We start from the raw sequence: 23,232 nt of genomic DNA, 5'->3' as shown, positions 1-23,232 counted from the left end.
CGGTCCTTGCCCGGGAGCCCGTTGTGACGTTTGTCCAGATGCGGTGACGGAAGGGCAAAAACTCTTGGTTGTGATCTGAGATTTTGTTGCCATGATCATTGATATACTAGTACAAACCGGGTATGTCGCGGGTCCGGTGCGCTCCCGTCAAGCCTCTGGGGGGCGCTTGCATCTACCGGAAAGCTGCATGCTTCATGCTGTTTGCAATGTATGATGGAGAGTATTGTCCGGTTTCCCGGGAGGTTCGGGGAGCGATCACAACAACCGTGGAGGAATCATGGTCCACAAACTGATGCGTGTTTTTTTTGCTGCTGTCCTCATGACCCTGCTGGCCGGTTCGGCCTTTGCCGCAGGCCCTCTCAAGGCCGCCCTCATCTATGACATGGGCGGAAAGTTCGACAAGTCCTTCAACGAAGCAGCCTACAAGGGCGCTGAAATGTTCCGCAAGGAATTCGGCGACAAGTACCGCGACTTCGAACCCACCAACGAAACCCAGTACGAACAGGCCATCCGCCGTTTCGCCTCCCGGGGCACCGATATCATCGTGGTCGTCGGCTTCTCCTACCAGGGCGTTCTCGAAAAGCTGGCCCCGGAATTCCCGGACACCAAGTTCGTGATCATCGACAGCGAGGTCAAGCAGCCCAACGTGCAGTCCATCCAGTTCAAGGAGCATGAAGGTTCCTTCCTGGTGGGCATGCTGGCGGCCATGAAGGCCAAGGGCGACACCGTCGGCTTCGTGGGCGGCATGGACGTTCCCCTGATCCGCAAGTTCCACCTCGGCTACGAGGAAGGCGTCAAGTACGTGAAGCCGGGCGCCAAGGTGCTCATGAACATGACCGGCACCACCCCGTCCGCCTGGGCCGACCCGATCCGCGCAGGCGAGCTGGCGCGCGGCCAGATGGACCGCGGCGCCGAAGTGATCTACGCCGCAGCCGGCAGCTCCGGCAACGGCGTGCTCCAGGCCTGTGCCGACGCCGGCAAGTTCTCCATCGGCGTGGACAGCAACCAGAATTACCTGCATCCGGGCAGCGTGCTGACCTCCATGGTCAAGCGCGTGGACCTGGCCGTGTACGACGCCCTGAAGGCCGCCAAGAACGGCAGCTTCAAGGGCGGCCTCCTGCTCCTGGGCCTCAAGGAAAAGGGCGTGGACTGGGCCTACGACGAATACAACAAGTCCCTGATCACCGACGAAATGAAGGCCAAGGTGGAAGAAGCCAAGGCCAAGATCATTTCCGGCGAAATCAAGGTTACCAACTACTTCGACATCATGGACAAGTAGCACTATGACAGAACCCGGCGCACAAGCCGTAAGCGCGGCGGGAGGGGCCACCCCTCCCGCCGTTGAGCTTATCGGGCTGAACAAGCATTTCGGTCCCGTTCACGCCAACCGCGACGTGTCCATCTCCGTGCCCAGGGGCACGGTGCACGGCATCGTGGGCGAGAACGGCGCAGGAAAGTCCACCATGATGGCCATGCTCTATGGCTTCTACAAGGCGGACAGCGGCCGCATCCGCATCAACGGCCAGGACGTGAACATCACCAGCCCCTCGGACGCCATTTCGCGCGGCATCGGCATGGTCCACCAGCACTTCATGCTCGTGGAGCCCTTCACCGTGCTGGAGAACGTCATCCTCGGCGTGGAGCGGGGCGGCATGATCCAGGGCTCCCTGAATCACGCCCGCAAGGAACTCAAGCGCCTGGGCGAGGAATACGGCCTGGATGTGGACCCCGACGCCCGCATCCGCGACCTTTCCGTGGGCCTGCAGCAGCGCGTGGAGATCCTCAAGGCCCTGTACCGCGGCGCCGAGACCCTGATCCTGGACGAGCCCACCGGCGTGCTCACCCCGCAGGAGGCGGACCACCTGTTCCGCATCCTGGATACCCTGCGCAGCCAGGGCAAGACCGTCATCCTCATCACCCACAAGCTTCGCGAGATCATGGCCATCACCGACAATGTCTCGGTCATGCGCCGAGGCACCATGGTGGCCCACCGCCCCACAGCCGAAACCTCCAAGGAGGAGCTGGCCGAGCTCATGGTGGGGCGCAAGGTGCTCCTGCGGGTGGAAAAGGGAGAGGCCCGGCCCGGCCAGTGCGTTGTCAGTCTCGAGAACGTCGGCTACACCGACGGCATGGGGCGGGAGCGCCTCAAGGACATCAGCTTTTCCATCTGCACCGGGGAGATTCTCGGCATTGCGGGCGTGTCCGGCAACGGCCAGTCCGAGCTGCTCGAGGTCCTCTCCGGCATCGCCCCGGTCAACAAGGGGCGCATCATGTTCAAGGGCGAGGAGATCGCCTCCCCGGGCAGGCAGACCAACCCGCAGGACCTGCGCCGCGAGGGCATCGCCCACGTGGCCGAGGACCGGCACCGCATGGGCATGATCATGGACTTCACCGCGGCCGAGAACACCATCCTGGGCTACCACCGGGACAAGGACATCAACGGCCGCGTGCTCATGGACCTGGGCAAGGTCGAGGCCCGCTGCCGGGAGCACATGGAGAAATTCGACGTGCGTCCGCCCATTCCGAACCTCGCGGCCTCGGGCTTTTCCGGCGGCAACCAGCAGAAGATCGTGCTGGCCCGCGAGATGGAGGAGAACCCGGACCTGCTGCTGGTGGGCCAGCCCACGCGCGGCGTGGACATCGGAGCCATCGAATTCATCCACAAGCAGCTCATCGCCATGCGCGACGCGGGCAAGGCCGTGCTGCTCGTCTCCGTGGAACTGGATGAGATCATGTCCCTTGCCGACCGCATCCTGGTCATGTTCGACGGCAGGATCATCGGCGAGGTGGCGGCCAAGGACGCCACCGAGCAGAAGCTCGGACTCATGATGGCCGGGTGCAAAAACGCGGCTGAGGCCTCGGGAGGAAAACAGTAATGGCGGCTCCGAAGAAATTGCCCGTCTGGGTCAATGCGGGGCTGATCCCGCTCATCAACCTGCTGGCCGCCTTTGCGGTTTCCGCCGTGGTCATCCTGGCCGTGGGCGAAAGCCCGGTGGAGGCGGCGGGCCATATCGTCTACGGCGCCTTCGGTTTCGGCGAGGGCATCGGCTATACCCTGTACTACGCCACCAACTTCATTTTCACGGGCCTGGCCGTGGCCATGGCCTTCCACTGCTTTTTGTTCAACATCGGCGGGGAAGGGCAGGCCTATATCGGCGGCCTGGGCATCGGCCTGGTCTGCCTGTATTCGGGCGGGCTGCCCTTCTGGGCCATCCTGCCCCTGGCCATCATCGGCGGGGCGCTGTTCGGCGGGCTCTGGGCGCTCATCCCGGCCTATCTCCAGGCCAAGCGCGGCTCCCACATCGTCATCACCACCATCATGTTCAACTTCATCGCCTCCTCGGTGATGACCTTCCTGCTGGTGGACTGGCTCAAGAAGCCCGGCTCCCAGCTGCCCGAGACCGACCACTTCGTGGACGCATCCTTCATGCCCAAGGTCCACGAGATGTTCGCCTCCGTCGGCCTGGACGTGGCCCGGTCGCCGCTCAACTTCTCGTTTCTCATCGCCCTGCTCTGCTGCGTGGCGGTCTGGATCTTCATCTGGCGCACCCGCTGGGGCTTCGAGATCCGCGCCTCGGGCAAGAATCCCCGGGCGGCCGTCTACGGCGGCATCTCGCCCTCCAAGGCCATCATCCTGTCCATGTTCATCTCCGGCGCGCTGGCCGGCCTGGTGGGCCTCAACGAGCTTATGGGCGTGCAGCACCGGGTGGTGGTCAACTTCACCAACGGCTACGGCTTCGTGGGCATCGCCATCGCCCTCATGGGCCGCAACCATCCGCTGGGCATCATCTTCGCCTCTCTGCTCATGGGCGCCCTGTACCAGGGCGGCGCCGAGCTGGCCTTTGAGATGCCCACCCTGACCAGCGACATGATCTGGACCATCCAGGGCTTCGTGATCCTGTTCACCGGCGCGCTGGAGCACATGTTCCGGCCCCAGCTCGAGGCCCTGTTCCTCAAGAGAGATTCCAAAGAGGGAGGTGACGAATAATGGACTTCCTCATCACCATACTGAACATGCTGGACGGCACCTTCCGCGTGGGAACCCCGCTCATCCTGGCCGCCCTGGCCGGGCTCTGTTCCGAGCGCGGCGGGGTCATCGACATCGGCCTGGAAGGCAAGATGCTGGGCGGCGCGTTCGTGGCCGCCACCGTGGCCTACATGACCGGATCGGCCTGGCTGGGCCTGTTCTGCGCCATCGCGGCCTGCGTGCTTCTTTCGCTCGTCCACGGGTATGCCTCCATCACCCACCACGGCAACCAGGTGGTTTCGGGCATGGCCATCAACATCATCGTGGCCGGGCTCGCGCCCACCATCGGCAACGCCATCTTCCACATCAACGGCGACACCCCGCCGCTGCCCCATGACGCGCGGTTCACGGCCATCACCCTGCCCTTTGCCGACTCCCTGGCCAACGTGCCGGTCATCGGCCCGGTCTATTCGGGCGTCATCAGCGGCCACAGCTTCACCACCTATCTGGCCTTCGCCCTGGTGCCGTTCGTTTCCTGGATGCTGTACAAGACCCGCTTCGGCCTGCGCCTGCGCGCCGTGGGCGAGAACCCCGAGGCCGTGGACACCGCCGGTGTCTCGGTGCAGTGGCTCCGGTACCGGGCCGTCATGATCGCGGGCGTGCTCTGCGGCATTGCCGGCACCAGCCTGTCCACCTCCCTGGGAGCGAGCTTCATCCGCGACATGACCGCGGGCAAGGGCTACCTGGCCCTGGCGGCCATGATCTTCGGCAAGTGGCGTCCCAAGACCACGCTGCTGGCCTGCCTGATCTTCGCCTTTACCGACACCCTGCAGGCGCGCCTTCAGGGCGTGGATCTCCCCCTGGTGGGCGAGATTCCCGTGCAGTTCATCATCATGCTGCCCTACGCCCTGACCGTGTTCCTGCTGGCCGGGTTCGTGGGCAAGGTCATCGCGCCCACGGCCGACGGCGAACCGTACATCAAGGAGCATTGATCGTGTCCGACGTGACCGAACTCATACGGCTGGCAACCGAGGCCCGCGACCGGGCCTATGCCCCGTATTCCAATCATCCGGTGGGCGCGGCCCTGCGCACGCCCTCGGGCCGGGTCTTTTCCGGCTGCAACGTGGAAAACGCGGCCTACCCGGTGGGCAACTGCGCCGAGCAGGCCGCCATCGCGGCCATGGTGCTGGGCGGCGAGCAGCGCATCGAGGAAATCGTGGTGGTGGGGCCGGGCAATGCCCCGTGCACGCCCTGCGGGGCCTGCCGCCAGCGCATGCGCGAATTCGCGGGGCCGGACATGGTCTTTCACGCCTGCAACGACAGGGACGTGCTCCTGACCATGACCATGGAAGAACTGCTTCCCGAGTCCTTTGGACCGGAAAACCTGAAATAGAATCCAGAAGGACATCCCATGGATACCATCGAACAGCTGGTGGCCGAGGCAAAAGCGGCCGAAGCCAGCGAAACATACGCCCTCCGGGCCCTGGCCAGCATGGACCTGACCAGTCTGGGCCTGGACGACACCGAGGAAAAGATCGCGGACCTGTGCCGCAAGGCCGTGACCCCCAAGGGCAACGTGGCCGCCGTGTGCGTGTACGACAAGTATGTGCCCCAGTGCCGCAAGGCCCTGGGCGGCAGCGGCGTGCGCGTGGCCACGGTCTGCAACTTCCCGCACGGCGGGACCGATATCGCGGCCGCCGAGGCCGAGGCCAAGGCCCAGGTGGCCGCAGGGGCCCAGGAAGTGGACGTGGTCCTGCCGTACCGCGCCTATCTCGGGGACGACCGGGAAACCGCGGTCGAGCTCGTGCGGAAGGTGAAGAAGGCCTGCGGAAGCGAGGCCCGGCTCAAGGTCATTCTGGAGACCGGCGAGCTCAGGGATCCGCGCGTGATCCGCGACGCCAGCCTGGACTGCATCGCCGTGGGAGCGGACTTTATCAAGACCTCCACCGGCAAGGTGGCCGTGGGGGCCACCCTGGAGGCCGCGGCGGTCATGCTGCGGGCCATCAAGGGCGTGCAGCCCGGCATTGACCGTCCCCTGGGATTCAAGCCCTCGGGCGGCATCTCCACGGTCAAGGACGCGGCGGGCTATCTCTATCTGGCCGACGCCATCATGGGCGAAGGCTGGGCCACCCCCGAGACCTTCCGGTTCGGGGTCAGCTCCCTGCTGGGCAATGTCCTGACCACGCTGGGCATCGACGCCAACACCGACGACGGCTCCGGGTACTAGGAGATTTCAATGAGCAAATTCATTCCCCAGGAAGTGATCCGGGCCAAGCGTGACGGCAAGGTGCTGCCCCGCGAGGCCATCGAGCGTTTCGTGGCCGGCATCACCGACAACACCGTCACCGAGGGACAGGTGGCCGCGTTCGGCATGGCCGTTTTCTTCAACGGCATGACCATGGACGAGCGCATCGCTCTGACCACGGCCATGAAGAACTCGGGAACCGTGCTGGACTGGAAGGCCATGGGCCTGGAATCCGGCGTGGTGGACAAGCACTCCACGGGCGGGGTGGGCGACAAGGTCAGCCTGCTGCTCGGCCCCCTTGCCGGGGCCTGCGGCTGCTACGTGCCCATGATTTCGGGGCGCGGCCTGGGCCACACCGGGGGCACCCTGGACAAGTTCGATTCCATTCCGGGCTACAACACGGCCCCGGACCTGGACACCTTTGCCAAGGTCACCCGCGAGGTGGGCTGCGCCATCATCGGCCAGACCTCGGACCTGGCCCCGGCCGACCGCCGTTTTTATTCCATCCGCGACGTCACGGCCACTGTGGAATCCATCGACCTGATCACCGCCTCCATCCTTTCCAAGAAACTGGCGGCGGGCCTGCAGGGGCTGGTCATGGACGTGAAGTTCGGCACCGGCGCGTTCATGGAGAAGTATGACGACGCCGACGCGCTGGCCCGGTCCATCGCCACCGTGGCCACGGGCGCGGGCGTGCCCACCGTTTCCCTGCTCACGGACATGAACGAGGTCCTGGGCGACACCGTGGGCAACAGCCTCGAGGTGCAGGAATCCGTGGATTTCCTCAAGGGCGTCTACCAGGAGCCGCGCCTCTACGAGGTGACCATGGCCCTGACCGCCGAGATGCTGGTGCTGGCCGGACGGGCCGGTTCCATCGACGAGGCCTGGGACAAGCTGGAAAAGGCCCTGGACAGCGGCGCGGCCGCGGAATGCTTCGGCCGCATGGTCGCGGCCCTGGGCGGCCCCGCCGACTTCATGGACAGGAGCGAGGAATACCTGGACGTGGCCCCGCTGGAGCTGGCCGTGTACCCGGACAGGCCCGGCTTTGTGTCCGCCATGGACAACCGCGCCGTGGGCATGACCCTGGTGGGCATGGGCGGCGGGCGCACCCGGCCGGACCAGAAGCTGGATTTCGGCGTGGGCATGACCCGTTTCGCCCACATCGGCGAGGAAGTGGGCCCGGAAAACCCGCTCTGCGTGGTCTACGCCCGGGACGACGAAATGGCCGAACGCGCTGCCGAGTCCGTGCTCCGCGCCGTCACCGTGGCCGACGAGCAGCCCGAGGAAACCCTGGTCATCCGCGACCGCATTGTAGGAGAGAGACCCTGATGTCCCGAGCTTTTCTGCTGGTCATCGACAGTTTTGGCATCGGCGCCGCCCCTGACGCCGCGGAATTCGGCGACGCCGGTTCCGACACCCTGGGGCACATTGCCCAGGCCTGCGCCGAGGGCAGGGCCGACAGGGAAGGGCTGCGCAGCGGTCCCCTGAGCCTGCCGTTCCTGGGCGGGCTTGGCCTGGGTCGCGCCGCGCAGCTCGTCACCGGTTCCGTGCCCCCGGGCCTGCCGGAGCGGGGCATCAGCGGCCTTTACGCCGCGGCCTTCGAGCAGAGCCGGGGCAAGGACACGCCCAGCGGGCATTGGGAAATGGCCGGGGTGCCGGTCATGTTCGAATGGGGATATTTTCCGCCCGAATACCCGAGCTTTCCGCAGGAGCTGGTGGACGAGCTGGTCAAGCGCGCCAAGCTGCCCGGCATCCTGGGCAACAGCGCCGCCTCGGGCACCGAGATCATCGAGCGGCTCGGCAAGGAGCACATGAATTCGGGCAAGCCCATCTGCTACACCTCGGCGGACAGCGTGTTCCAGATCGCCTGCCACGAAAAGACCTTCGGCCTGGAGCGTCTCTACAAGCTGTGCCATATCGCCCGCGAGCTGGTGGACCCGTACAACATCGGCAGGGTCATCGCCCGGCCGTTCATCGGCGACGACGGCGAGTTCGAACGCACGGCCAACCGCCACGACTACTCGGTGCCGCCGCCCGAGCCCACCCTGCTGGACAAGCTGCAGGAGGCGGGCCGCGAGGTGGTTTCCATCGGCAAGATCGCGGATATCTTCGCGCACCGCGGGCTGACCAAGAAGGTCACCGCAGCGGGCACGGACGCCTTGTGCGAGCTGTGCCTGGAAGAGGCGCGCACCGCCCCGGACGGCTCCCTCATTTTCGTCAATCTGGTGGATTTCGACTCGGTCTACGGCCATCGCCGCGACGTGGCCGGGTATGCGGCGGCCCTGGAATCCCTGGACCGCCGTCTGTACAAGCTGGAGGCCGAACTCAAGCCCGGCGACCTGGTCTGCATTACGGCCGACCACGGTTGCGACCCGACCTGGCAGGGCACGGACCACACCCGCGAGCATGTCCCCGTGCTTGTCTTCGGGCCGGGCATGCCCACGGGATCGGCGGGCGTGCGCGAGACCTTCGCCGACATCGGCCAGACCGTTGCCGCGCATCTGGGCATCGAGCCGCTCAAACACGGCACAAGATTGTACTAGCAGTGGAAGTGAAAAAGGGCCCTTCAGGAGAAGGGCCCTTTTTTTCTTAGATGACTTTGTTCAGCGGGTACTCGATGATGGCTTCCGCGCCGAGTTCCTTGAGCTTCGGAATGATGTCGCGGACAGTGGATTCCTCGACCACGATTTCCACGGACACCCAGCTGGGGTCCTTGAGCTCGGCCACGGTGGGCGAGGTCTGGGCGGGCATGACGTCCTGGGCGGCCTCCATCTGCGCCTTGGGCATGTTCATCTTCAGGCCCACGAGCTTTTCGGCCCGCAGCGCGCCCTGCAGCAGCAGGTTCATCTCTTCGATCTTCTTGCGCTTTGCGGGATCGGCCCAGGCTTCCTTGTTGGCGATGAGCTGGGTGTTGGTCTGCATGAGCTCGGCAATGATGCGCAGGCCGTTGGCCTTGATGGTGGTGCCGGTCTCGGTGATCTCCACGATGGCGTCGCACAGGCCTTCCACGACCTTGGCCTCGGTGGTGCCCCAGGAAAAGGAGACATCCACGTTCACGCCGATGGACTTGAAGTACTTTTCGGTGAAGCCGCACAGTTCGGTGGCGACCTTCTTGCCTTCCAGGTCCTCGGGGCGCTTGTAGGGCGAGTTGCCCGCAACGCAGAGCACCCAGCGGGCCGGGCGGTTGGAGACCTTGGAGTAGATCAGGTCGTCCACGACTACCACGTCGGAATCGTATTCCATGACCCAGTCCTTGCCGGTCAGGCCCACGTCAAAGGTGCCGCGTTCCACGTACATGGCCATTTCCTGGGCGCGCGAAAGCGAGCACTTGATCTCGGGGTCGTCGATGTCCGGGAAGTAGTTGCGGTGGTGCAGCCGGATGTTCCAGCCAGCCTTGGCGAACAGCTTGAGGGTTGCGTCCTGCAGGGAACCTTTGGGAACACCGAGTCTGATGAGTTCTCCGGCCATTACTTGTATACCTCCTTGGGATCGAACACGATGGGCGAGCATTCCACGACCTCGCCGTCTTTCAATTCACGGTAGAAGCAGCTGCGGTAGCCCTTGTGGCAGGCCGCGCCGCCGATCTGGTCGATGCGGACCAGGATGGTGTCCGCATCGCAGTCGAGCCGGATGGACTTGACTTTCTGCACATGACCAGAAGTTCCGCCTTTATGCCAGAGAGAATGTCGGGAGCGACTGAAGTAATGGACCTCGCCCGTTTCCAGGGTCTTGTTCCAGGCTTCTTCATTCATGTAGGCCATCATCAGGACCTCGCCGGTTTCGGCGTCCTGAGCAATGGCGGGCACCAGGCCGTCGCATTTCTCAAAATCTGGTCGAATCATTTTCTCTCCTGACAATATTGTATTTTCCCAGCCCAAGGCGGCGGGCCGGGACAGATTGCATACCGCTTTGTTTTCCGGGACGCAATAGCCGGATGGGGATGTTTCGCAATTTTACTTTGGCCGCTAACCAACTTCGGGCCGGGGCGAGCCCTGCCCGGAGCGCGCACCCTGTTGTTTTTTCAAGGCCGCCGAATTGCAGGATATGACAATTGTGCAAAATATCAGAAAACAGTCCGTTATTACCAAATCTCTTGGCGATATTTCATGCGCACAGTGCGTTGACAGGCGCGCGCCAATGGTTAATTCACGCCGAGATGACCCCTTTGGCGAAATATATGGTGCGGCTGACCGCGGCCCTGCTGCTGACGGCCCAGCTCCTGCCGACCGCCGGAGGCCTTGCGCCGGAAGCGATACAACCGTCCGGGACAAGCCTCCCGGAAACGGTTCTGCTTGCCCCGTCCTTCATGGGGCAGGCTCTTGACGTCGCTCTCGACGGCCAGGACGAATCCGCCACGCATGACCGCCCCTGCGGTGACGCACTGCTTCCCGCCCGGATCATGGCCGCTCCGGCCCGCGCCTGCGCCTTTCTCTTCGCCGGCGCAGGCCCCGGCCTTTTCGCCCATGCCGGGCACGCACCCCATGCAGGCCGCGCGCCGCCCCGCTCCTGAGTTCAACAGACCCTTGTTTTGCGCTTTGTCCGGGCATTTTCTGCCCGTGACCTTTCCTATCCATGTGAACACAGGAGAATCCCATGAACAATTCACAGCAACCTGAAATCGACTATACCCCCAAGAACTACTCCCTGAAGGAGCAGGTTCTGTATGCGACGAAATTCGTCGCCGTCGTCGGCATCTTCTTTGCCCTGATCTGGTGGTTCGAGCGATAAACCGGACCACAAAAATACAGCACCAAATCATCAGCCCCGGCAGCGAGCTCGCTGCCGGGGCTGATTCATATATGTCTCTAGGGGATGGGATGTCTATCGTCGGAGCTTGACCCAGTAAAGGCCCCTGCCGCGCTGGACGCGGAGCACCACGGTGCCGGACATGCGGCTGTTTAGGTACCCGGCCAGCAGGCCGTCGGCGGAGTTCAGGCGGCGGTTGCCGATCTGGTGCACCAGATCGCCGGGCTGCAGATGGGCCTGATCGGCCGCGCTGCCCTTGGCAACCTCGGTAATGACCGCTCCCCGGCCCTTGGGATTGTCGGCCAGGCGGAGGCCCCAGTGCTTGGCCACCAGGGTGGCGGCCGTCTCCCGGGACATGACCGAGGGCTTGACCTTGACGTCCATGCGCTTGCCGTCGCGCAGCAGGTTCAGGGTGAGGTGCTCGCCCTTGGTGTGCCCGCGCAAACGCACCAGATAGTCGTCCACGTTGCGCAGGGCGCGGCCGTTCATGCCCGCCAGCACGTCCCCGGCCTTGATCCCGGCGGCGTGGGCCGGGGTGTCCGGGAAGGTCTCGGTGATGATCATGCCGTCCACGCTCTTGAGGCCGAAATACAGGGCCATGTCCTGGTCGATGTTCTGGCCGAAGAGCCCCAGCCAGATGGGGGCCACGTGCCCGGTGCTGATGAGCTCGGCCACCACGACCTTGGCCTTGTTCACGGGAATGGCGAAGCCGATGCCCTCGCCCTCCTTGTGGATGGCGGTGTTGATGCCGATGAGCTCGCCCTTGATGTTCAGGAGCGGGCCGCCCGAGTTGCCGGGGTTGATGGCCGCGTCGGTCTGGATGAAATTGCCGATGCGCCCCCGGTCGGTCTTGATGGTCCGGTTCAGGGCGGAAACCACGCCCGTGGTCACGGTGTGGCTGAACCCGTAAGGGTTGCCGATGGCGATGACCGTCTCGCCGATGAGGATGCCGTCGGAATCGCCCAGCTTCACGCCGGGCAGGTTCCTGGCGTCCTTTATCCGCAGCACGGCCAGGTCGAAGTCCGGGTCGGACCCGATCATGTCGGCCTTGAACTCGCGGCCGTCGGCCAGGCGCACGGTGATGGTCTCGGCCCCGGAAATGACGTGGGCGTTGGTGAGCACCAGCCCGGCCCTGCCGTCGATGATCACGCCCGAGCCCAGGCTGCTGGCGTTGTTCTGGGGAAGCTCACCGAAAAAGCGTTTCTGCAGCATCCTGCCGAGGGGATCGTTGGGGAACATGCTCCGTCCCTGGCGCTTGGCAACGGCCGTGATGCTGACCACGGACGGGCCGACCGCCTCCACGGCCTTGACCACGGGGGTGCGTCGCAACTCGTCCACATAGGCAAAGACGGGGCTCGCGGCCAACAGGGTCAGAACAAGGGCGATGAGCCCGGCGAAACGGTGCATGTCAGTAAGGCCTCCTTGCCATGCGCTGCAGGCGCTGGATGCGGTCCTGGATGGGCGGATGGGTGCTGAACAGGGCGGCGGCGCGGCGGCCGCTGAAGGGAGATATGATGAACATGTTTTCCGTGGCCGGGGAGCCCTTGAGCGGCACCTGGCGTGAGGCCGTATCCAGCTTGGCCAGGGCCGAGGCCAGGGAAAGGGGCTCGCCCGAAATGCGCGCGCCGGTCTCGTCGGCCAGGTATTCGCGCGAGCGGGATATGGCCATCTGGATGAGCATGGCCGCCATGGGGGCCAGGATGGCCATGGCCAGCGCGGCCAGGGGATTGGCCCCCTCGTCGTCGTCCGAGCCCAGGCCGAAAATGGCCGTGAACTGGAGCATGTTGGCCAGGAACACGATGGCCCCGCCCAGCACAGCGGCAATGGTCTGGATGAGGATGTCGCGGTTGGCGATGTGTCCTATCTCGTGGGCCAGCACGCCCTTGAGCTCGTCCGGGTTGAGCATGCGCACGATGCCCTCGGTGACCGCCACCACGGCGTTTTCCGGGTTGCGGCCCGTGGCGAAGGCGTTGGGCTGGGCCTGGGGCACCAGGAAGACGCGCGGCTTGGGAACGCCCGCGTTGGCGGCCAGTTCCTCCACCACCCTGTGTACGTGCGGCGCGTCTGCGGGCGAAAGCTCGCGGGCCTTGTACATGGACAGCACGAGCTTGTCCGAATACCAGTAGCTGCCCAGGTTCATGACCATGGCCAGCACAAAGGCGATCATGAGTCCGGCCCGGCCGCCCATGGCGCCCCCCAGAAGCATGAGCACCCCGGTGAGCAGGGCCAGCAGGAACACGGTTTTTATCTGACTCGTCATTGTTTGGTGTCCTCCATTGTGCGTGCCCCATACAATAGGTTCTCAGCGGGCCGCGTCAAGAAGGATCGCAGGAATTCTCGAGACGGGGAATTACCGGTCGCGCAGCCTGCGCAGGGTGCCGTCGGCCTCCATTGCGCTCATGGCCGAATCGTAGCGGCGGACCAGGTCCGGCATGTGGGGGCCTGCCTTTCTTGAGAAGAACAGGTACAGGGGTTCGCTGGAAAGGTTGTACGCGGGCCGGATGCGTTCCTCCACGCCGAGGCGTTCGGCCAGGTACTCGATGACCCGGAGATTTCCCGCAATGGCGTCCACCCTCCGGTCGGCCAGCTTGCCCACCAGCAGGGTGTTGTTGTTGACCGGATCCAGCAACATTCCCGTGAGGGTGTCGAATTCCGTTCCGTAGGCGTATTCGCGGACCACGCCCACGGTCTTGCCGCGCAGGTCCTTCAGGGAATCGACCCGGATCGATCCTTCCCGGCAGACGAAGATGGAGTTGACCTCCAGGCTCAGGTAATGGTGCGGGAAATAGGCGAATTTTTCCCGGTCCGGGGTCCGGAAGCCCGAGGCCAGGGCGGCGATGGTGCCGTTCTTCAGTTCATAGAGCCCGCGTTTCCAGGGCATGGTCCGGAACACGGGCCGGACGCCCATGCGGCTGAATGCCTCCCGGATGATTTCGATGTTGATGCCCCTGGGCGTTTCGCCCTCCAGGTACTCGTAGGGCGGGTATTCCTCGAAGACGATGGTGAGGGTTTCCTCCGCCGCCATGGCCGCACCCGCGGGGACGGCCAGGAGCAGCGCCGCGAGGCATAAAATATGGCGGAGGGCACGGAACATAGATTCATACTACCCCCCGCCACAATATGCGGTCAATCGTTTCGAATCAGGCTACCAGCGGGCCTCGAAGGCCTCCAGGTCCCGTTCGAGCCGCCACTGCACCGCGGCCTTCTCGTTGTTGCTCAGGAAGGCTGTGCAGGCGTCGGTCTTGCCCTGGGCGCACTGGGGAACAACGACCTTCCTGCCGTAGTCGGCCCACAGGGAGGAGCCGGGCATGAACGAGTACTCCAGGGAGTTGCGGGCCGAGGTCTTGAGGTCTTCGTAGCCCAGGCCCTGGTCCTGCACGGCGCGCAGGTATTCGGTGGTCATGTCCGTACGGGCCACGCCCATGTCGTCGGACCCCAGGGCAAAGGGCACGCCCTGGCTCATGTACAGGCACAGGGGATGCCTGTCGCCGGACACGTGCAGGATCACGTCGTTGCTGGTGAGCTGGATCTCGATGGCGATGTCCTTTTCGCGCATGGTCCTGAGCAGGCCGTAGGGGTCCTCCTCATAGGAGATGTCGATGCCATGGCCGATGCGCTGGGCATGGCCCTGCTCGATGGCCAGGCGGATGTGGTTGCGCAGGCCGTCCTGCTTGACCAGCCCCAGGGTCAGCTCGCCCGCGTGCAGGGCGATGTTCACGTTGCCGGCCACGGGCTGCTTGGCCGGGTCCGTGTGATAGAGCGTGTACAGGAAGTCGATCATGGCCATGTGCAGCTCATAGTCCTGCATGGACACGGGGTCGTCCTCGGGGGCCACCAGGTTGATGCCCACCATGCGCGGTTCCTGGGCGGCCAGGGCAAAGGAGTAGGCCAGCTGGGCAAAGACCACGTGGCGCGGCAGGGTGCGGATGGCGTGGTTCATGAAGCGCATGTGCACCTCGCTGCCGGGGCCGCCCTTGAGCAGCATGTCGCGGCGCTGTTCGCCCTCGATGAGAGTCCGGCTGCATTCGTCCAGATGCGTTTCGTTGAACAGTCCGGCCTGTTCCAGGGCCGCATACGCCCCGGCCAGGTCGCCCTTGGCGATGGGGTCGGCGGCCACGGCGGAAAGTCCCCAGAGGTCCCTGGGGAACACGGAAAGCATCAGCTCCAGATAGGCCATGTTCTCATGGCTGGCCTGCTTGGCGGCCTCGGCCAGCATGTAGCCCATGTCGTTGGCCGCGGCGCCGAAGCGGAAAAAGGTGGCGAAGAACTGGTCATGCCCCCACATGAAGGAGTCGCGCCGGTCCTGGCGCGTGGACCAGGCATTGATGGCCCCGTTCCAGTGCGCGGCGTTGCGCAGGGCGTCCGTCGCCTTGACCTGGCCGTCCTTGCACGGGCCCGCCGAGGCGGTGTAGCCGTTCTGCGGGTCCAGGCACATGTCCTTGGCCGCAGCCATGCGCAGGAAGTCCTCGGCATAGACCATGCCCGGCAGGTGGTTGTGGATGTCCCCGCCCTTGGGCATCTCGGTCAGGAAGATGCGCAGCCGCACCGGGTCTTCGCGGACCTGGTCGAAATAGGTGCCGGTGCTTCTGGTTTTGGCCGCCGTGCACCCGGCCACGGCAACCAGCAGCAGGACGACGAACAGGAAACGCAGTTGTTTTCGGATCATTGGATTATTCTCCTTGCGGCCCCGAGGGCATGGTGATTCGCCGTCCCATCCGGTCGGCATTTTTACGATTTTCAATTTATTTTCCAGTTCTTCCATGGTCGCCCAAATCCGCAGGGGAGGCAACCATGAAGCACAAATTTTCCTGATTCCGCACCAGCACGGTTATGGTTGGCGGAACACTTCCCGTATCTCGCCGTCCCGGTACTGGTAGACGACCATGCCCGCGCCGGTCACGTCCCCGGCCTCGTCAAAGCCGATCCTGCCGAGCGGCGTTTCCGCCTTGTGCAGCCGGAGCATGTCGGCCACCTTGCGCGGCTCCGTGGTTTCCGCACGCTCCACGGCATTGAGCAGGGCCAGGGTGGCCGCATAGGCGTGGTAGAAATACGGGCCCGGCGGGTCCGCGTCCTCGGAGGCCGCCCGGAAGCGCTCCAGGGCCACCTGATAGAGCGGGTTTTCGGCCGGATCCAGCGGCCCGGTGAAGTACAGGTCCTCGGCAAAGGCGTTCAGCTTGGCCAGCAGGGCGTCGTCCCAGAACTGGTCGTTGCAGAGGAACGCGCCCTTGAATCCCGCCTCGCGCAGCAGGGCCAGCATGGCGCAGCCCAGGCCGCGTTCGCCCTGGTAGACCACGGCGTCCGCCCTGTCTCTCAGGATGGATTTCACGGCGGGCACGGCTTCCTCGCCGCCCTTGAGGTCGACGTCGTACGCCAGGGTCAGGGCCGGATCGCCCTGCACCAGCCTGCGCACCACGGCCCCCTGCTCCAGGCCGTCCCTGGAAGCGTCATGCAGCAGGGCAATGCGCGTGAATCCCTTTTTCCGCAAAAAGGCCGCCTGCGTCTCGGGCTGGGCGTCCGAGGGCGTCATTGTCCGGAAAAAGAGCGGATAGGTGCGGGGCTTGGTCAGGTCCGGGTCGGTCACGGACGGCGAAATCACCACCACGCCCCGCTGGTTGAGCCGGGGAAGCGCCTCCCGGGCCATGCCGTTGCAGACCGGGCCGATCATGAGCGTGGCGTTGGCGCCGTCCACCAGTTTCAGGAGTTCCTCGACCTTTTCGGGGCGGCATTCGTCGTTGAAGGGCAGCAGGCGCACGGGCCGGCCCAGCACGCCGCCCGCAGCATTGTAGTCCTCCACGGCAAGCTCCGCGGCCTGGAGCGTGGGCAGGCCGAAATCGCGCATGTCCCCTTCCACGGGGGCGGAAACCACCACCAGCACCTCGTCCGCGGCGCGGGCGGGGCACGGGAGAAGGCAGGAGATCAGAAGAGCGGTCAGGATCAGAAGGCGCTGGGGCATGAAAGACTCCACGGTTTCGATTGTGTTTCAATACAGGGTGGCCGATATCGAAGCGCACGATACAGCGAACCGTCCAACGAGACAAGCCGGGTAACCTCGAAAGGTTGCCCGGCTCGTTCGGTTCCGTAAAAGGGAGCTGCGTCGCGTTTCGCTAACGATCGGCGGCCTTGATCCGCACCGCCGAGGGCATGGGAAAGACCCGGTCGTAGGCCCAGTTGTAGACATAGGCGTAGGCGAGATAGAACAGGGCGAACCCCACGTCCGTGGCCAGGGCCTGCCACAGGCTCATGTTCAGCCACCAGGCCACGATGGGCAGGGTGATGAGCATCAGGGTGGCCTCGAAAAGCACGGCGTGCAGCGCGCGCATCCAGGGCGGGCGCACGTTCACGGGCCGCCCCATGCGGACCAGGGCATGGTCGAAGGCCAGGTTGAACACGTAGTTGGTGGCCATGGCCAGCAGGGAGATGGCCACTGCCAGCGCGCCGATGCGCCCCATGTCCTTGTTCAGGATCAGGGCGGCCAGCGGCGTCACCGTGACCAGGCCGAGCAGTTCGAAGAGAATGGTGTGGCGAAGCCTGTCTTTTGCGGTTCTCATGGGCGGCGGAATACACCCGGCCTCCCGGGCCTGTCCATGACATTTTTTACCCCGCCGCCGGGAGGAAGCCGTCAGTCCACAAGGTATTTCCCTTTGAGCCGCGCCCATTCCGGGGAGTCCAGCAGCCTGCCCAGGGTTTCCTTCACTTGGGCGAACACGTCGGGCATATACCGGGGTACGAGGATATGACGGGTGAACCGGATGAGCGGTTCCGGGGAAAAATAGACCTGTTCCCCGCACTTGTGCTCCTTGATCAGGCAGCGGAGGATGCTTCGGGGCGCGGTCAGGAAATCGATGCGCCTCAGCAGGAGCTTTTCCAGATTCTGTTCCGTGCTCGGACTGTCCTGGCGGTAGAGACGTCCCTGTGCGACGGCCTTGTCGATCCCCTGGTACCGACGCCCGGGAACCCCGCCAAGCAGCTTGCCGTACAGGGAGTGCACTCCCCGGTAGTCGATGGGGGCGGCGGCATTGGAAAGAATCTCGTTTCTGTCGGAAAGGAGCGTTTGCGACCAGTGGTATTTGGTCCTGTCCGCGTCGTCCATCCAGATCCAGTTCACGAACAGGACGATTCCCGGCTCCTTGAACTCCAGGTATTGGTCGACGCGCTTCCGGGGCAGGTTGACCAGGGAGAAGCGGTATTTGCCCCGCGACATGTCGTTCAGGAGCCGGATGAATTCCGGGGCCAGGCCCTCCTTGGCGGCGCAGAGAAAGGGGGGATGCTGGTAGTAGTTCCAGGCGGTGATGACCACATGGCCTTCCGCGCGGCCCGCCCGGGGGCAAAGGGCGAGGATCGCCAGGACCGCAAGCGCGATCCCGAGCATGCGCACAGGCCGCAGGCGGCCTTGTCTTGAAACCGGTGGTCCAACGGACATGGAACCATCATAACCCGGAGGCCCCGGCCTCGCCGTTATAATCAGCCCGCCCGGTGTCCGCCGGATTGGGGCTTGCCAAAACCGCGTTTCGGGGCGTATGACCCCGACATCAATTTCAAGGAGGAGACTCAATGGACAGTCCGGAAGGCAGTAGTAGCCATACGAACATGCCTGATCCCATTTTTGCGATGCAGAATTCCAGCCCGCGCCATCACGGGCATCATGGGACGGCTGCCCTGACGCGCCTTTCGTCGCTCCCCTGAGTCCCGAAGGTTCGCCTCGCTGCCGTCCGCCCGGTGCGGCAATGAACGAGGTGAACCATGACCAAAGATCTTCTTGTCCCGACCATCCGGGACCACCTTGCCAAAAACGATATTGAAGCCCTTCGCAGGCTCTGCGAAGCCGAACACCCGGCCTCCGTCGCCGAATGGCTTTCCGCCCTGGAGCCCGCGGAGATCTGGCGCATCCTGCGCACGGTCTCCCCGGAACTGCAGGGGGAAATCGTCAGCCATATCGACGAGGACACCCAGCAGGAGCTGGTGCCCGTCCTCGATGTCCGGGACGCGGCCTCCCTTCTGACCGGCATGTCCTCGGACAACCGCGCGGACCTGTTCCGCAGGCTGCCCGAGGAACAGCGTGAGCGCCTTTATCCGGCCCTGGCCAAGGCCGAGCGCGAGGACATCCGCAAGCTGACCTCCTATCCCCTGGGCACGGCCGGGTCCATCATGACCTCGGACTACGTCTCCCTGCAAAGGGACATGACCGCGAGCCAGGCCATGCAGCAGATCCGCCTGGAGGCCACCCAGAAGGACACCATCTACTACGCCTACGTGGTGGACGACGCGCGCACCCTCATCGGCTTCGTTTCCCTCAAGGACCTGATCCTGGCTAGGCCGGGCGAGCGCATCGAGGATTTCATGCACCGCGAAATCATCTGCGCCCACGCCGGGGACGACCAGGAAGACGCCGCCCGCAAGATCGAGAAGTTCGACCTCATCGCCCTGCCGGTCATCAACGGCGGGGACGCCCTGGTGGGCATCATCACCCACGACGACGCCATCGACGTCATCATGCAGGAGCAGCAGGAAGACCTGGAAAAGCTCATGGCCATCCGGGGCTCGCACCAGGCCGGGACCTATCTCAAGACCTCGTCCTGGGTGCACTTCAAGAACAGGATGTTCTGGGTGGTGGGCCTCGCGGCCCTGGGCCTGCTCTCGGGCATAATCATCCACGGCTTCGAGGGCTCGCTCATGAGCCTTATGGTCCTGGCCCTGTACATGCCCATGGTGGCGGACACGGGCGGCAACACGGGCAGCCAGTCCTCCACGGTGGTGGTCCGCGCCCTGGCCCTGGGCGAGATCAAGACCGGGGACGCCATGCGGGTGCTGTTCAAGGAGCTGCAGGTCTCGCTGCTGCTCGGCGTGGTCCTGGCGGTCCTGTCCTTCGGCAAGGTCATGTTCCTGTCCCACGGCACGGTCATACCCGACGGTTTCTCCCTGTGGAAGATCGGCGCGGCCATTGCCCTGGCCCTGGGCCTGCAGGTGGTCACCGCCACCCTCATCGGCGCGCTCCTGCCCATGGGCGCGGCAAAGCTCCGGCTGGACCCGGCCGTGGTGGCCAGCCCGGCCCTGACCACTGTGGTGGATATCTCGGGCCTGCTCATCTATTTCGGCACGGCGAAGATGCTTCTGGGAATTTGACGGAACACAAGGGGGCGCTTGCCAGGCGCCCCTTTTTTTAAAGCCTACCAGACTCTCGGGATCAAGCGATACCTCACCCTTTCCGCATATTCGGGGTATCCATTCAGTCCGTTGCGCAGCATTTTGTCTTCCATATGGGTGCGGACTACCGTCACCGTCACGGCAAGTATGCCTGGAATCAGTGAATACAGTGAACCAAGGAGAAACGAATCCGCCATGGCGGCAAACGCCATAGCAACGTAACCAGGATGCCGGATGAAAGCGTATGGCCCGTGCGTCACGACCGCATGCGAACGATCGTCCTGAATTCTGGCGCTCACTTCAAAATGCTTGTTCGTCAACATCGCCCAATGGAGAAGAGTGAAAAACGCCAAGTACAGAAATATTCCCACCGCATAAGATGCGTTCCCCCAATGCGAGCTTTCGTATCTGCCGACATCCAGGCCCGCGATTACGGGAATCACCAGAAGAGTCAGTGAAAAGTATATCGTCAGAATAGCCTTGTCCCATGCCTTTGTTCCCTGCCTCGCCGCAGCCCTCAGGTTTGCCAGTTCAGGAGCGAATCTCCACATCAATATTGCGCCGACGGCAGCACCGGACAAATGAAGTCCAAAGGCTGCCCAGGCTTTTCCGATATCCAGCCTGCCCGCCGCGATGAAGAAGGCGGCCGCCATGAGCAGGGTCCATCGGAATGGGGAAAAAAGATATTTGACGCCCTCTCTGTTCAACGGTTGTTTCATGGTCTCCTCCTTTTTTTAAAGCCGTTGTTTCGCGGCAGACCGGCGCAAGGGCGTGAAACACTGGCGGCATCCGTGCACATCCCCTTTAGACATTCGACAACTTTTACCTTATTTTTCAAGATATTACACCGTTGACAGGCTGAAGACAGGCTTGATATTATTTTTATGTAGGGCATGAAGGCTCACATGAAAAAGGCGCTCCAGATGGAGCGCCTTTTGTTCTTGGGACGCCGGGGACTTTCGCTCCATATAATTGTCACAGAACCATGGTAACGGTATGGCAGAAAGGGCAACCCACCACATCCAACGACAAGGAGCATGAAATGGCGACCAAGGAAGAAAGAAGAGCCAAGGTGATCGAGGTGCTGAACAAGGCCCGGGCAATGGAGCTGCAGGCCATCCACCAATACATGAACCAGCATTACGGCCTGGACGCCATGGACTACGGCGAGCTGGCCGCCAAGATGAAGCTCATCGCCATAGACGAAATGCGCCACGCAGAGGCCTTTGCCGAGCGCATCAAGGAGCTGGACGGCGAACCCACCACTGAACTCTCCGGGCCGGTGGCAAAGGGACAGAACATTTCCAAAATCTATGTCCACGACACAGTGGAGGAAGACCGCGTCATCGAAGCCTACAACCAGTTCCTGCTGGTCTGTCGGGACAACGGCGACAGCATCAGCGTCAAGCTCTTCGAGCAGATCATCGACGACGAGCAGGCGCACTTCAACTACTTCGACGCCATCAAGGGGCACATCGAAAGCCTGGGCGACTCCTACCTTTCCCGCATCGCGGGCACGTCCTCGTCCACGGGGCTGGCCCCGCAGGGGTTCGTCATCACCGGCAAGGAGTAAGGTCCGCCCCGCTCTGCGGCGTTCATCGCAATTGGTTGATGATCATGAAGGCCACCATGAGGATGAGCACGACCAGCAGGCCGTTGGTCAGGTTCTGGCGGCTGCGGGCGCGTTTGGCCTTGTCGCGGGTGAACTGCCCGGCAAGGAACAGGACGAGCACGAGGATGATGATCAGCTTGAGCAGGATACCCACGGCGCGGTCCTATTTGTCGATCCAGATGAACCCGGCCTGACGGCCCGAGACATTGCCCGGCACGAACCAGGAGGCCCGGTAGGAGAAGAAGGTATCGGACATGGTCTTGGTGCACAGGTCGAACCCGAAAATGTTCTCCTCGGGCACGCCCGCTGCCATGAGCTGGACCCGGGTCAGGGCCCAGAGGTCCATGGTCCTGGTTTCCGGGTTGTAAAAGGGCCGGTGCTCCGGCGGAAATTCCTTTTCGAAGTTGGTGAACTCCGCGGCCAGCGGCCCCAGACTCGGCCCGCGCACCGCAAAGACGTCCTTGGGACTGAGCTTGTAATGCAGGCAGAAGCGCTGCACGCCGGTGGTGGGGAAGCCCGCGACATTGCCGCGCCAGCCCGCGTGCAGCCCCGCGACAAAGTTGCCGCTGCGGTGGGCGAGCATGATCGGCTGGCAGTCCGCGGTCTTGACCATGAGCGCGGTGCGGGGCTTGGTGGTGGCCAGTCCGTCGCCCTCCAGGAGCGACTTGCGGCCGGCCCCGCTCAGGGCGGTTTCGAACAGGATGTCGTCGCCGTGCACCTGTTTGAGCTCGTTCCAATGCACGAAACCGAGCTGCTTTTGCAGGGTGACGCGGTTCTGGTAGACGTGCTCGTCCTCGTCGCACACGTCGTAGGAGAGGTTGGCCGATTCGTAATGGTCGGTGCTCACGCCCCCGCAGCGGGTGGTGAAGACCACCTTGACGCCGGGGACGGCCTCGAAGGCGAAGGGAAATACCGCTATATTCGACATAGTTCGTTTTCCGTACAGATGGCCCGCACCGGCTGGTCCCAATCCTCGGCGGGCAGTTTGTCCAGCTTCTGGAATTCGTAGCACAGCCCGATGGTCAGGGTCTGGCGCATGCAGGGCTCGGCCAGCAGCCGGTCGTAATAGCCGCCGCCGAACCCGAGGCGGGTGCCGTCCGGGGCATAGCCCACGCCGGGGATGAGCGCCACGTCGGGCTCGTATTCGTGCATGACCGGGCAGGTTGCCTCGTTCGGCTCCATGATGGCGAACATGCCGGGCCGCAGGTCGGTCTCGCAGCTCACGCAGGCCAGATCCATGATGCCGGGCTGGGCTTCGCGGCATCTCGGCAGGAGCACCTCCACCCCGCGCTGCCAGAGCTCGGCCATGAGCGGGCGGGTGTCCACCTCGCCCCGCACCGGCCAGTACAGCAGCACCTGCCGGGCGTTCTTCCATTCGCTCAGGCAGCGGATGGCCCCGGCAACGGCCAGGCTGGCCCGGCGCACGGTTTCGGCGGTGAGCGCCTTGCGCCGCTCCAGGAGTTCCCTGCGAAGGGCTGCCTTTTGGTCCTTGTTCATGGGCGTTTGATAGCACGGGGCATC

General features: G+C 63.9%; 25 protein-coding genes. 11 read left to right on the top strand and 14 right to left on the bottom strand.

From position 1 onward, the window contains the following. The first annotated feature begins 277 nt into the window (after positions 1-277). From FGL65_RS02255 to FGL65_RS02220, 8 genes are read left to right on the top strand one after another with little or no spacing between them, the layout of a single operon-like run. The gene (locus FGL65_RS02255; RefSeq protein WP_147819449.1) at positions 278-1,279 is read left to right on the top strand and encodes a BMP family lipoprotein; all 1,002 of its coding nucleotides are present in this window, start codon (positions 278-280) and stop codon (positions 1,277-1,279) included. Positions 1,280-1,283: 4 nt separating this feature from the next. Then, entirely contained in the window at positions 1,284-2,876 is a 1,593-nt protein-coding gene (locus FGL65_RS02250; protein WP_147819448.1) for an ABC transporter ATP-binding protein, read from the top strand. Continuing rightward, the gene (locus FGL65_RS02245; protein ID WP_147819447.1) at positions 2,876-3,988 is read left to right on the top strand and encodes an ABC transporter permease; all 1,113 of its coding nucleotides are present in this window, start codon (positions 2,876-2,878) and stop codon (positions 3,986-3,988) included. The genes FGL65_RS02250 and FGL65_RS02245 overlap by 1 nt, the downstream gene beginning before the upstream one ends. Further along, complete coding sequence (locus tag FGL65_RS02240) at positions 3,988-4,959, top strand: ABC transporter permease (RefSeq protein WP_147819446.1); 972 nt, start codon at positions 3,988-3,990, stop codon at positions 4,957-4,959. Before FGL65_RS02245 ends, FGL65_RS02240 begins: the two co-directional genes overlap by 1 nt. Before the next feature lie 2 nt (positions 4,960-4,961). Further along, on the top strand, positions 4,962-5,360 hold the full coding sequence (locus tag FGL65_RS02235) for a cytidine deaminase (protein ID WP_147819445.1): 399 nt from the start codon (positions 4,962-4,964) through the stop codon (positions 5,358-5,360). A gap of 18 nt (positions 5,361-5,378) precedes the next feature. Next, positions 5,379-6,194 (top strand): deoxyribose-phosphate aldolase, encoded by an 816-nt coding sequence (gene deoC, locus FGL65_RS02230; RefSeq protein WP_147819444.1) that lies wholly within the window; start codon positions 5,379-5,381, stop codon positions 6,192-6,194. A gap of 9 nt (positions 6,195-6,203) precedes the next feature. Beyond that, positions 6,204-7,541: a thymidine phosphorylase gene (deoA, locus tag FGL65_RS02225; protein ID WP_147819443.1), complete on the top strand. Its 1,338-nt coding sequence runs from the start codon at positions 6,204-6,206 to the stop codon at positions 7,539-7,541. Beyond that, positions 7,541-8,755 (top strand): phosphopentomutase, encoded by a 1,215-nt coding sequence (locus tag FGL65_RS02220; RefSeq protein ID WP_147819442.1) that lies wholly within the window; start codon positions 7,541-7,543, stop codon positions 8,753-8,755. Before deoA ends, FGL65_RS02220 begins: the two co-directional genes overlap by 1 nt. A 46-nt stretch (positions 8,756-8,801) precedes the next feature. On the opposite strand, the gene hisG is transcribed toward FGL65_RS02220, so the two are convergent. The 3 genes from hisG to FGL65_RS02205 all read right to left on the bottom strand — a co-directional run bounded on the left by hisG (position 8,802) and on the right by FGL65_RS02205 (position 10,794). Continuing rightward, positions 8,802-9,680, bottom strand: coding sequence for an ATP phosphoribosyltransferase (hisG, locus tag FGL65_RS02215; RefSeq protein ID WP_147819441.1), 879 nt, complete (start codon positions 9,678-9,680; stop codon positions 8,802-8,804). Continuing rightward, complete coding sequence (gene hisI, locus FGL65_RS02210) at positions 9,680-10,054, bottom strand: phosphoribosyl-AMP cyclohydrolase (protein WP_147819440.1); 375 nt, start codon at positions 10,052-10,054, stop codon at positions 9,680-9,682. The genes hisG and hisI overlap by 1 nt, the downstream gene beginning before the upstream one ends. 299 nt (positions 10,055-10,353) lie before the next feature. Further along, complete coding sequence (locus tag FGL65_RS02205; RefSeq protein WP_147819439.1) at positions 10,354-10,794, bottom strand: hypothetical protein; 441 nt, start codon at positions 10,792-10,794, stop codon at positions 10,354-10,356. An 11-nt stretch (positions 10,795-10,805) separates the two neighbouring features. Between FGL65_RS02205 and FGL65_RS18620 the strand changes: the two genes are divergently transcribed. After that, a complete protein-coding gene (locus tag FGL65_RS18620; protein WP_284690581.1) occupies positions 10,806-10,940 on the top strand; it encodes a hypothetical protein in 135 nt (44 codons plus the stop codon). Between the two features lie 93 nt (positions 10,941-11,033). On the opposite strand, the gene FGL65_RS02200 is transcribed toward FGL65_RS18620, so the two are convergent. From FGL65_RS02200 to FGL65_RS02170, 7 genes are all read right to left on the bottom strand, one after another. After that, complete coding sequence (locus FGL65_RS02200) at positions 11,034-12,365, bottom strand: trypsin-like peptidase domain-containing protein (RefSeq protein WP_147819438.1); 1,332 nt, start codon at positions 12,363-12,365, stop codon at positions 11,034-11,036. Between the two features lies 1 nt (position 12,366). Next, on the bottom strand, positions 12,367-13,218 hold the full coding sequence (htpX, locus tag FGL65_RS02195; protein ID WP_147819437.1) for a zinc metalloprotease HtpX: 852 nt from the start codon (positions 13,216-13,218) through the stop codon (positions 12,367-12,369). A gap of 90 nt (positions 13,219-13,308) precedes the next feature. Beyond that, complete coding sequence (locus FGL65_RS02190; RefSeq protein ID WP_147819436.1) at positions 13,309-14,052, bottom strand: substrate-binding periplasmic protein; 744 nt, start codon at positions 14,050-14,052, stop codon at positions 13,309-13,311. 51 nt (positions 14,053-14,103) lie between these two features. After that, complete coding sequence (locus tag FGL65_RS02185; protein ID WP_187170499.1) at positions 14,104-15,624, bottom strand: amidohydrolase family protein; 1,521 nt, start codon at positions 15,622-15,624, stop codon at positions 14,104-14,106. A 162-nt stretch (positions 15,625-15,786) separates the two neighbouring features. Beyond that, complete coding sequence (locus FGL65_RS02180) at positions 15,787-16,911, bottom strand: branched-chain amino acid ABC transporter substrate-binding protein (RefSeq protein ID WP_147819434.1); 1,125 nt, start codon at positions 16,909-16,911, stop codon at positions 15,787-15,789. A gap of 151 nt (positions 16,912-17,062) precedes the next feature. Then, a complete protein-coding gene (locus FGL65_RS02175) occupies positions 17,063-17,506 on the bottom strand; it encodes a PACE efflux transporter (RefSeq protein WP_147819433.1) in 444 nt (147 codons plus the stop codon). Positions 17,507-17,577: 71 nt separating this feature from the next. Further along, on the bottom strand, positions 17,578-18,378 hold the full coding sequence (locus FGL65_RS02170; RefSeq protein WP_147819432.1) for a type 2 periplasmic-binding domain-containing protein: 801 nt from the start codon (positions 18,376-18,378) through the stop codon (positions 17,578-17,580). Positions 18,379-18,698: 320 nt separating this feature from the next. Between FGL65_RS02170 and mgtE the strand changes: the two genes are divergently transcribed. Then, positions 18,699-20,078, top strand: coding sequence for a magnesium transporter (gene mgtE, locus FGL65_RS02165; protein WP_147819431.1), 1,380 nt, complete (start codon positions 18,699-18,701; stop codon positions 20,076-20,078). A 44-nt stretch (positions 20,079-20,122) separates the two neighbouring features. Here mgtE and FGL65_RS02160 read toward each other — a convergent pair whose 3' ends face one another. Next, entirely contained in the window at positions 20,123-20,818 is a 696-nt protein-coding gene (locus FGL65_RS02160; RefSeq protein ID WP_147819430.1) for a methyltransferase family protein, read from the bottom strand. A 323-nt stretch (positions 20,819-21,141) separates the two neighbouring features. On the opposite strand from FGL65_RS02160, the gene FGL65_RS02155 reads away from it, so the two are divergent. Next, positions 21,142-21,672, top strand: coding sequence for a ferritin-like domain-containing protein (locus FGL65_RS02155; protein WP_147819429.1), 531 nt, complete (start codon positions 21,142-21,144; stop codon positions 21,670-21,672). Positions 21,673-21,694: 22 nt separating this feature from the next. Here the strand turns inward: FGL65_RS02155 and FGL65_RS18125 are convergent, their stop codons facing one another. The 3 genes from FGL65_RS18125 to FGL65_RS02145 are packed head-to-tail and all read right to left on the bottom strand — an operon-like array spanning position 21,695 to position 23,208. Beyond that, a complete protein-coding gene (locus FGL65_RS18125; RefSeq protein WP_187170498.1) occupies positions 21,695-21,865 on the bottom strand; it encodes a hypothetical protein in 171 nt (56 codons plus the stop codon). A gap of 9 nt (positions 21,866-21,874) precedes the next feature. Continuing rightward, positions 21,875-22,639 (bottom strand): purine nucleoside phosphorylase YfiH/LACC1 family protein, encoded by a 765-nt coding sequence (locus FGL65_RS02150; protein ID WP_147819428.1) that lies wholly within the window; start codon positions 22,637-22,639, stop codon positions 21,875-21,877. After that, positions 22,627-23,208, bottom strand: a complete 582-nt coding sequence (locus FGL65_RS02145; RefSeq protein ID WP_147819427.1) for a 5-formyltetrahydrofolate cyclo-ligase — start codon at positions 23,206-23,208, stop codon at positions 22,627-22,629. Before FGL65_RS02145 ends, FGL65_RS02150 begins: the two co-directional genes overlap by 13 nt. Positions 23,209-23,232: the final 24 nt, after the last annotated feature.

The sequence above is a fragment of the Salidesulfovibrio onnuriiensis genome (assembly GCF_008001235.1).
Lineage (GTDB): Bacteria > Desulfobacterota > Desulfovibrionia > Desulfovibrionales > Desulfovibrionaceae > Pseudodesulfovibrio > Pseudodesulfovibrio onnuriiensis.
The sequence above is the reverse complement of the archived record's forward strand: the minus strand, read 5'-3'. Positions and strand labels throughout refer to the sequence as shown.

What these genes read in the sequence shown, in the direction of transcription:
- FGL65_RS18620 (WP_284690581.1), top strand. Translation starts at nt 10,806, where the DNA reads ATGAACAATTCACAGCAACCTGAAATCGACTATACCCCCAAGAACTAC.
- hisG (WP_147819441.1), bottom strand. Translation starts at nt 9,680, where the DNA reads ATGGCCGGAGAACTCATCAGACTCGGTGTTCCCAAAGGTTCCCTGCAG.
- FGL65_RS02190 (WP_147819436.1), bottom strand. Translation starts at nt 14,052, where the DNA reads ATGTTCCGTGCCCTCCGCCATATTTTATGCCTCGCGGCGCTGCTCCTG.
- FGL65_RS02185 (WP_187170499.1), bottom strand. Translation starts at nt 15,624, where the DNA reads ATGATCCGAAAACAACTGCGTTTCCTGTTCGTCGTCCTGCTGCTGGTT.
- deoC (WP_147819444.1), top strand. Translation starts at nt 5,379, where the DNA reads ATGGATACCATCGAACAGCTGGTGGCCGAGGCAAAAGCGGCCGAAGCC.
- FGL65_RS02255 (WP_147819449.1), top strand. Translation starts at nt 278, where the DNA reads ATGGTCCACAAACTGATGCGTGTTTTTTTTGCTGCTGTCCTCATGACC.
- FGL65_RS02155 (WP_147819429.1), top strand. Translation starts at nt 21,142, where the DNA reads ATGGCGACCAAGGAAGAAAGAAGAGCCAAGGTGATCGAGGTGCTGAAC.
- FGL65_RS02220 (WP_147819442.1), top strand. Translation starts at nt 7,541, where the DNA reads ATGTCCCGAGCTTTTCTGCTGGTCATCGACAGTTTTGGCATCGGCGCC.
- FGL65_RS02145 (WP_147819427.1), bottom strand. Translation starts at nt 23,208, where the DNA reads ATGAACAAGGACCAAAAGGCAGCCCTTCGCAGGGAACTCCTGGAGCGG.
- FGL65_RS02250 (WP_147819448.1), top strand. Translation starts at nt 1,284, where the DNA reads ATGACAGAACCCGGCGCACAAGCCGTAAGCGCGGCGGGAGGGGCCACC.
- mgtE (WP_147819431.1), top strand. Translation starts at nt 18,699, where the DNA reads ATGACCAAAGATCTTCTTGTCCCGACCATCCGGGACCACCTTGCCAAA.
- deoA (WP_147819443.1), top strand. Translation starts at nt 6,204, where the DNA reads ATGAGCAAATTCATTCCCCAGGAAGTGATCCGGGCCAAGCGTGACGGC.
- FGL65_RS02180 (WP_147819434.1), bottom strand. Translation starts at nt 16,911, where the DNA reads ATGCCCCAGCGCCTTCTGATCCTGACCGCTCTTCTGATCTCCTGCCTT.
- FGL65_RS02240 (WP_147819446.1), top strand. Translation starts at nt 3,988, where the DNA reads ATGGACTTCCTCATCACCATACTGAACATGCTGGACGGCACCTTCCGC.
- hisI (WP_147819440.1), bottom strand. Translation starts at nt 10,054, where the DNA reads ATGATTCGACCAGATTTTGAGAAATGCGACGGCCTGGTGCCCGCCATT.
- FGL65_RS02160 (WP_147819430.1), bottom strand. Translation starts at nt 20,818, where the DNA reads ATGAAACAACCGTTGAACAGAGAGGGCGTCAAATATCTTTTTTCCCCA.
- FGL65_RS02175 (WP_147819433.1), bottom strand. Translation starts at nt 17,506, where the DNA reads ATGAGAACCGCAAAAGACAGGCTTCGCCACACCATTCTCTTCGAACTG.
- FGL65_RS02245 (WP_147819447.1), top strand. Translation starts at nt 2,876, where the DNA reads ATGGCGGCTCCGAAGAAATTGCCCGTCTGGGTCAATGCGGGGCTGATC.
- FGL65_RS02150 (WP_147819428.1), bottom strand. Translation starts at nt 22,639, where the DNA reads ATGTCGAATATAGCGGTATTTCCCTTCGCCTTCGAGGCCGTCCCCGGC.
- FGL65_RS02200 (WP_147819438.1), bottom strand. Translation starts at nt 12,365, where the DNA reads ATGCACCGTTTCGCCGGGCTCATCGCCCTTGTTCTGACCCTGTTGGCC.
- htpX (WP_147819437.1), bottom strand. Translation starts at nt 13,218, where the DNA reads ATGACGAGTCAGATAAAAACCGTGTTCCTGCTGGCCCTGCTCACCGGG.
- FGL65_RS02170 (WP_147819432.1), bottom strand. Translation starts at nt 18,378, where the DNA reads ATGTCCGTTGGACCACCGGTTTCAAGACAAGGCCGCCTGCGGCCTGTG.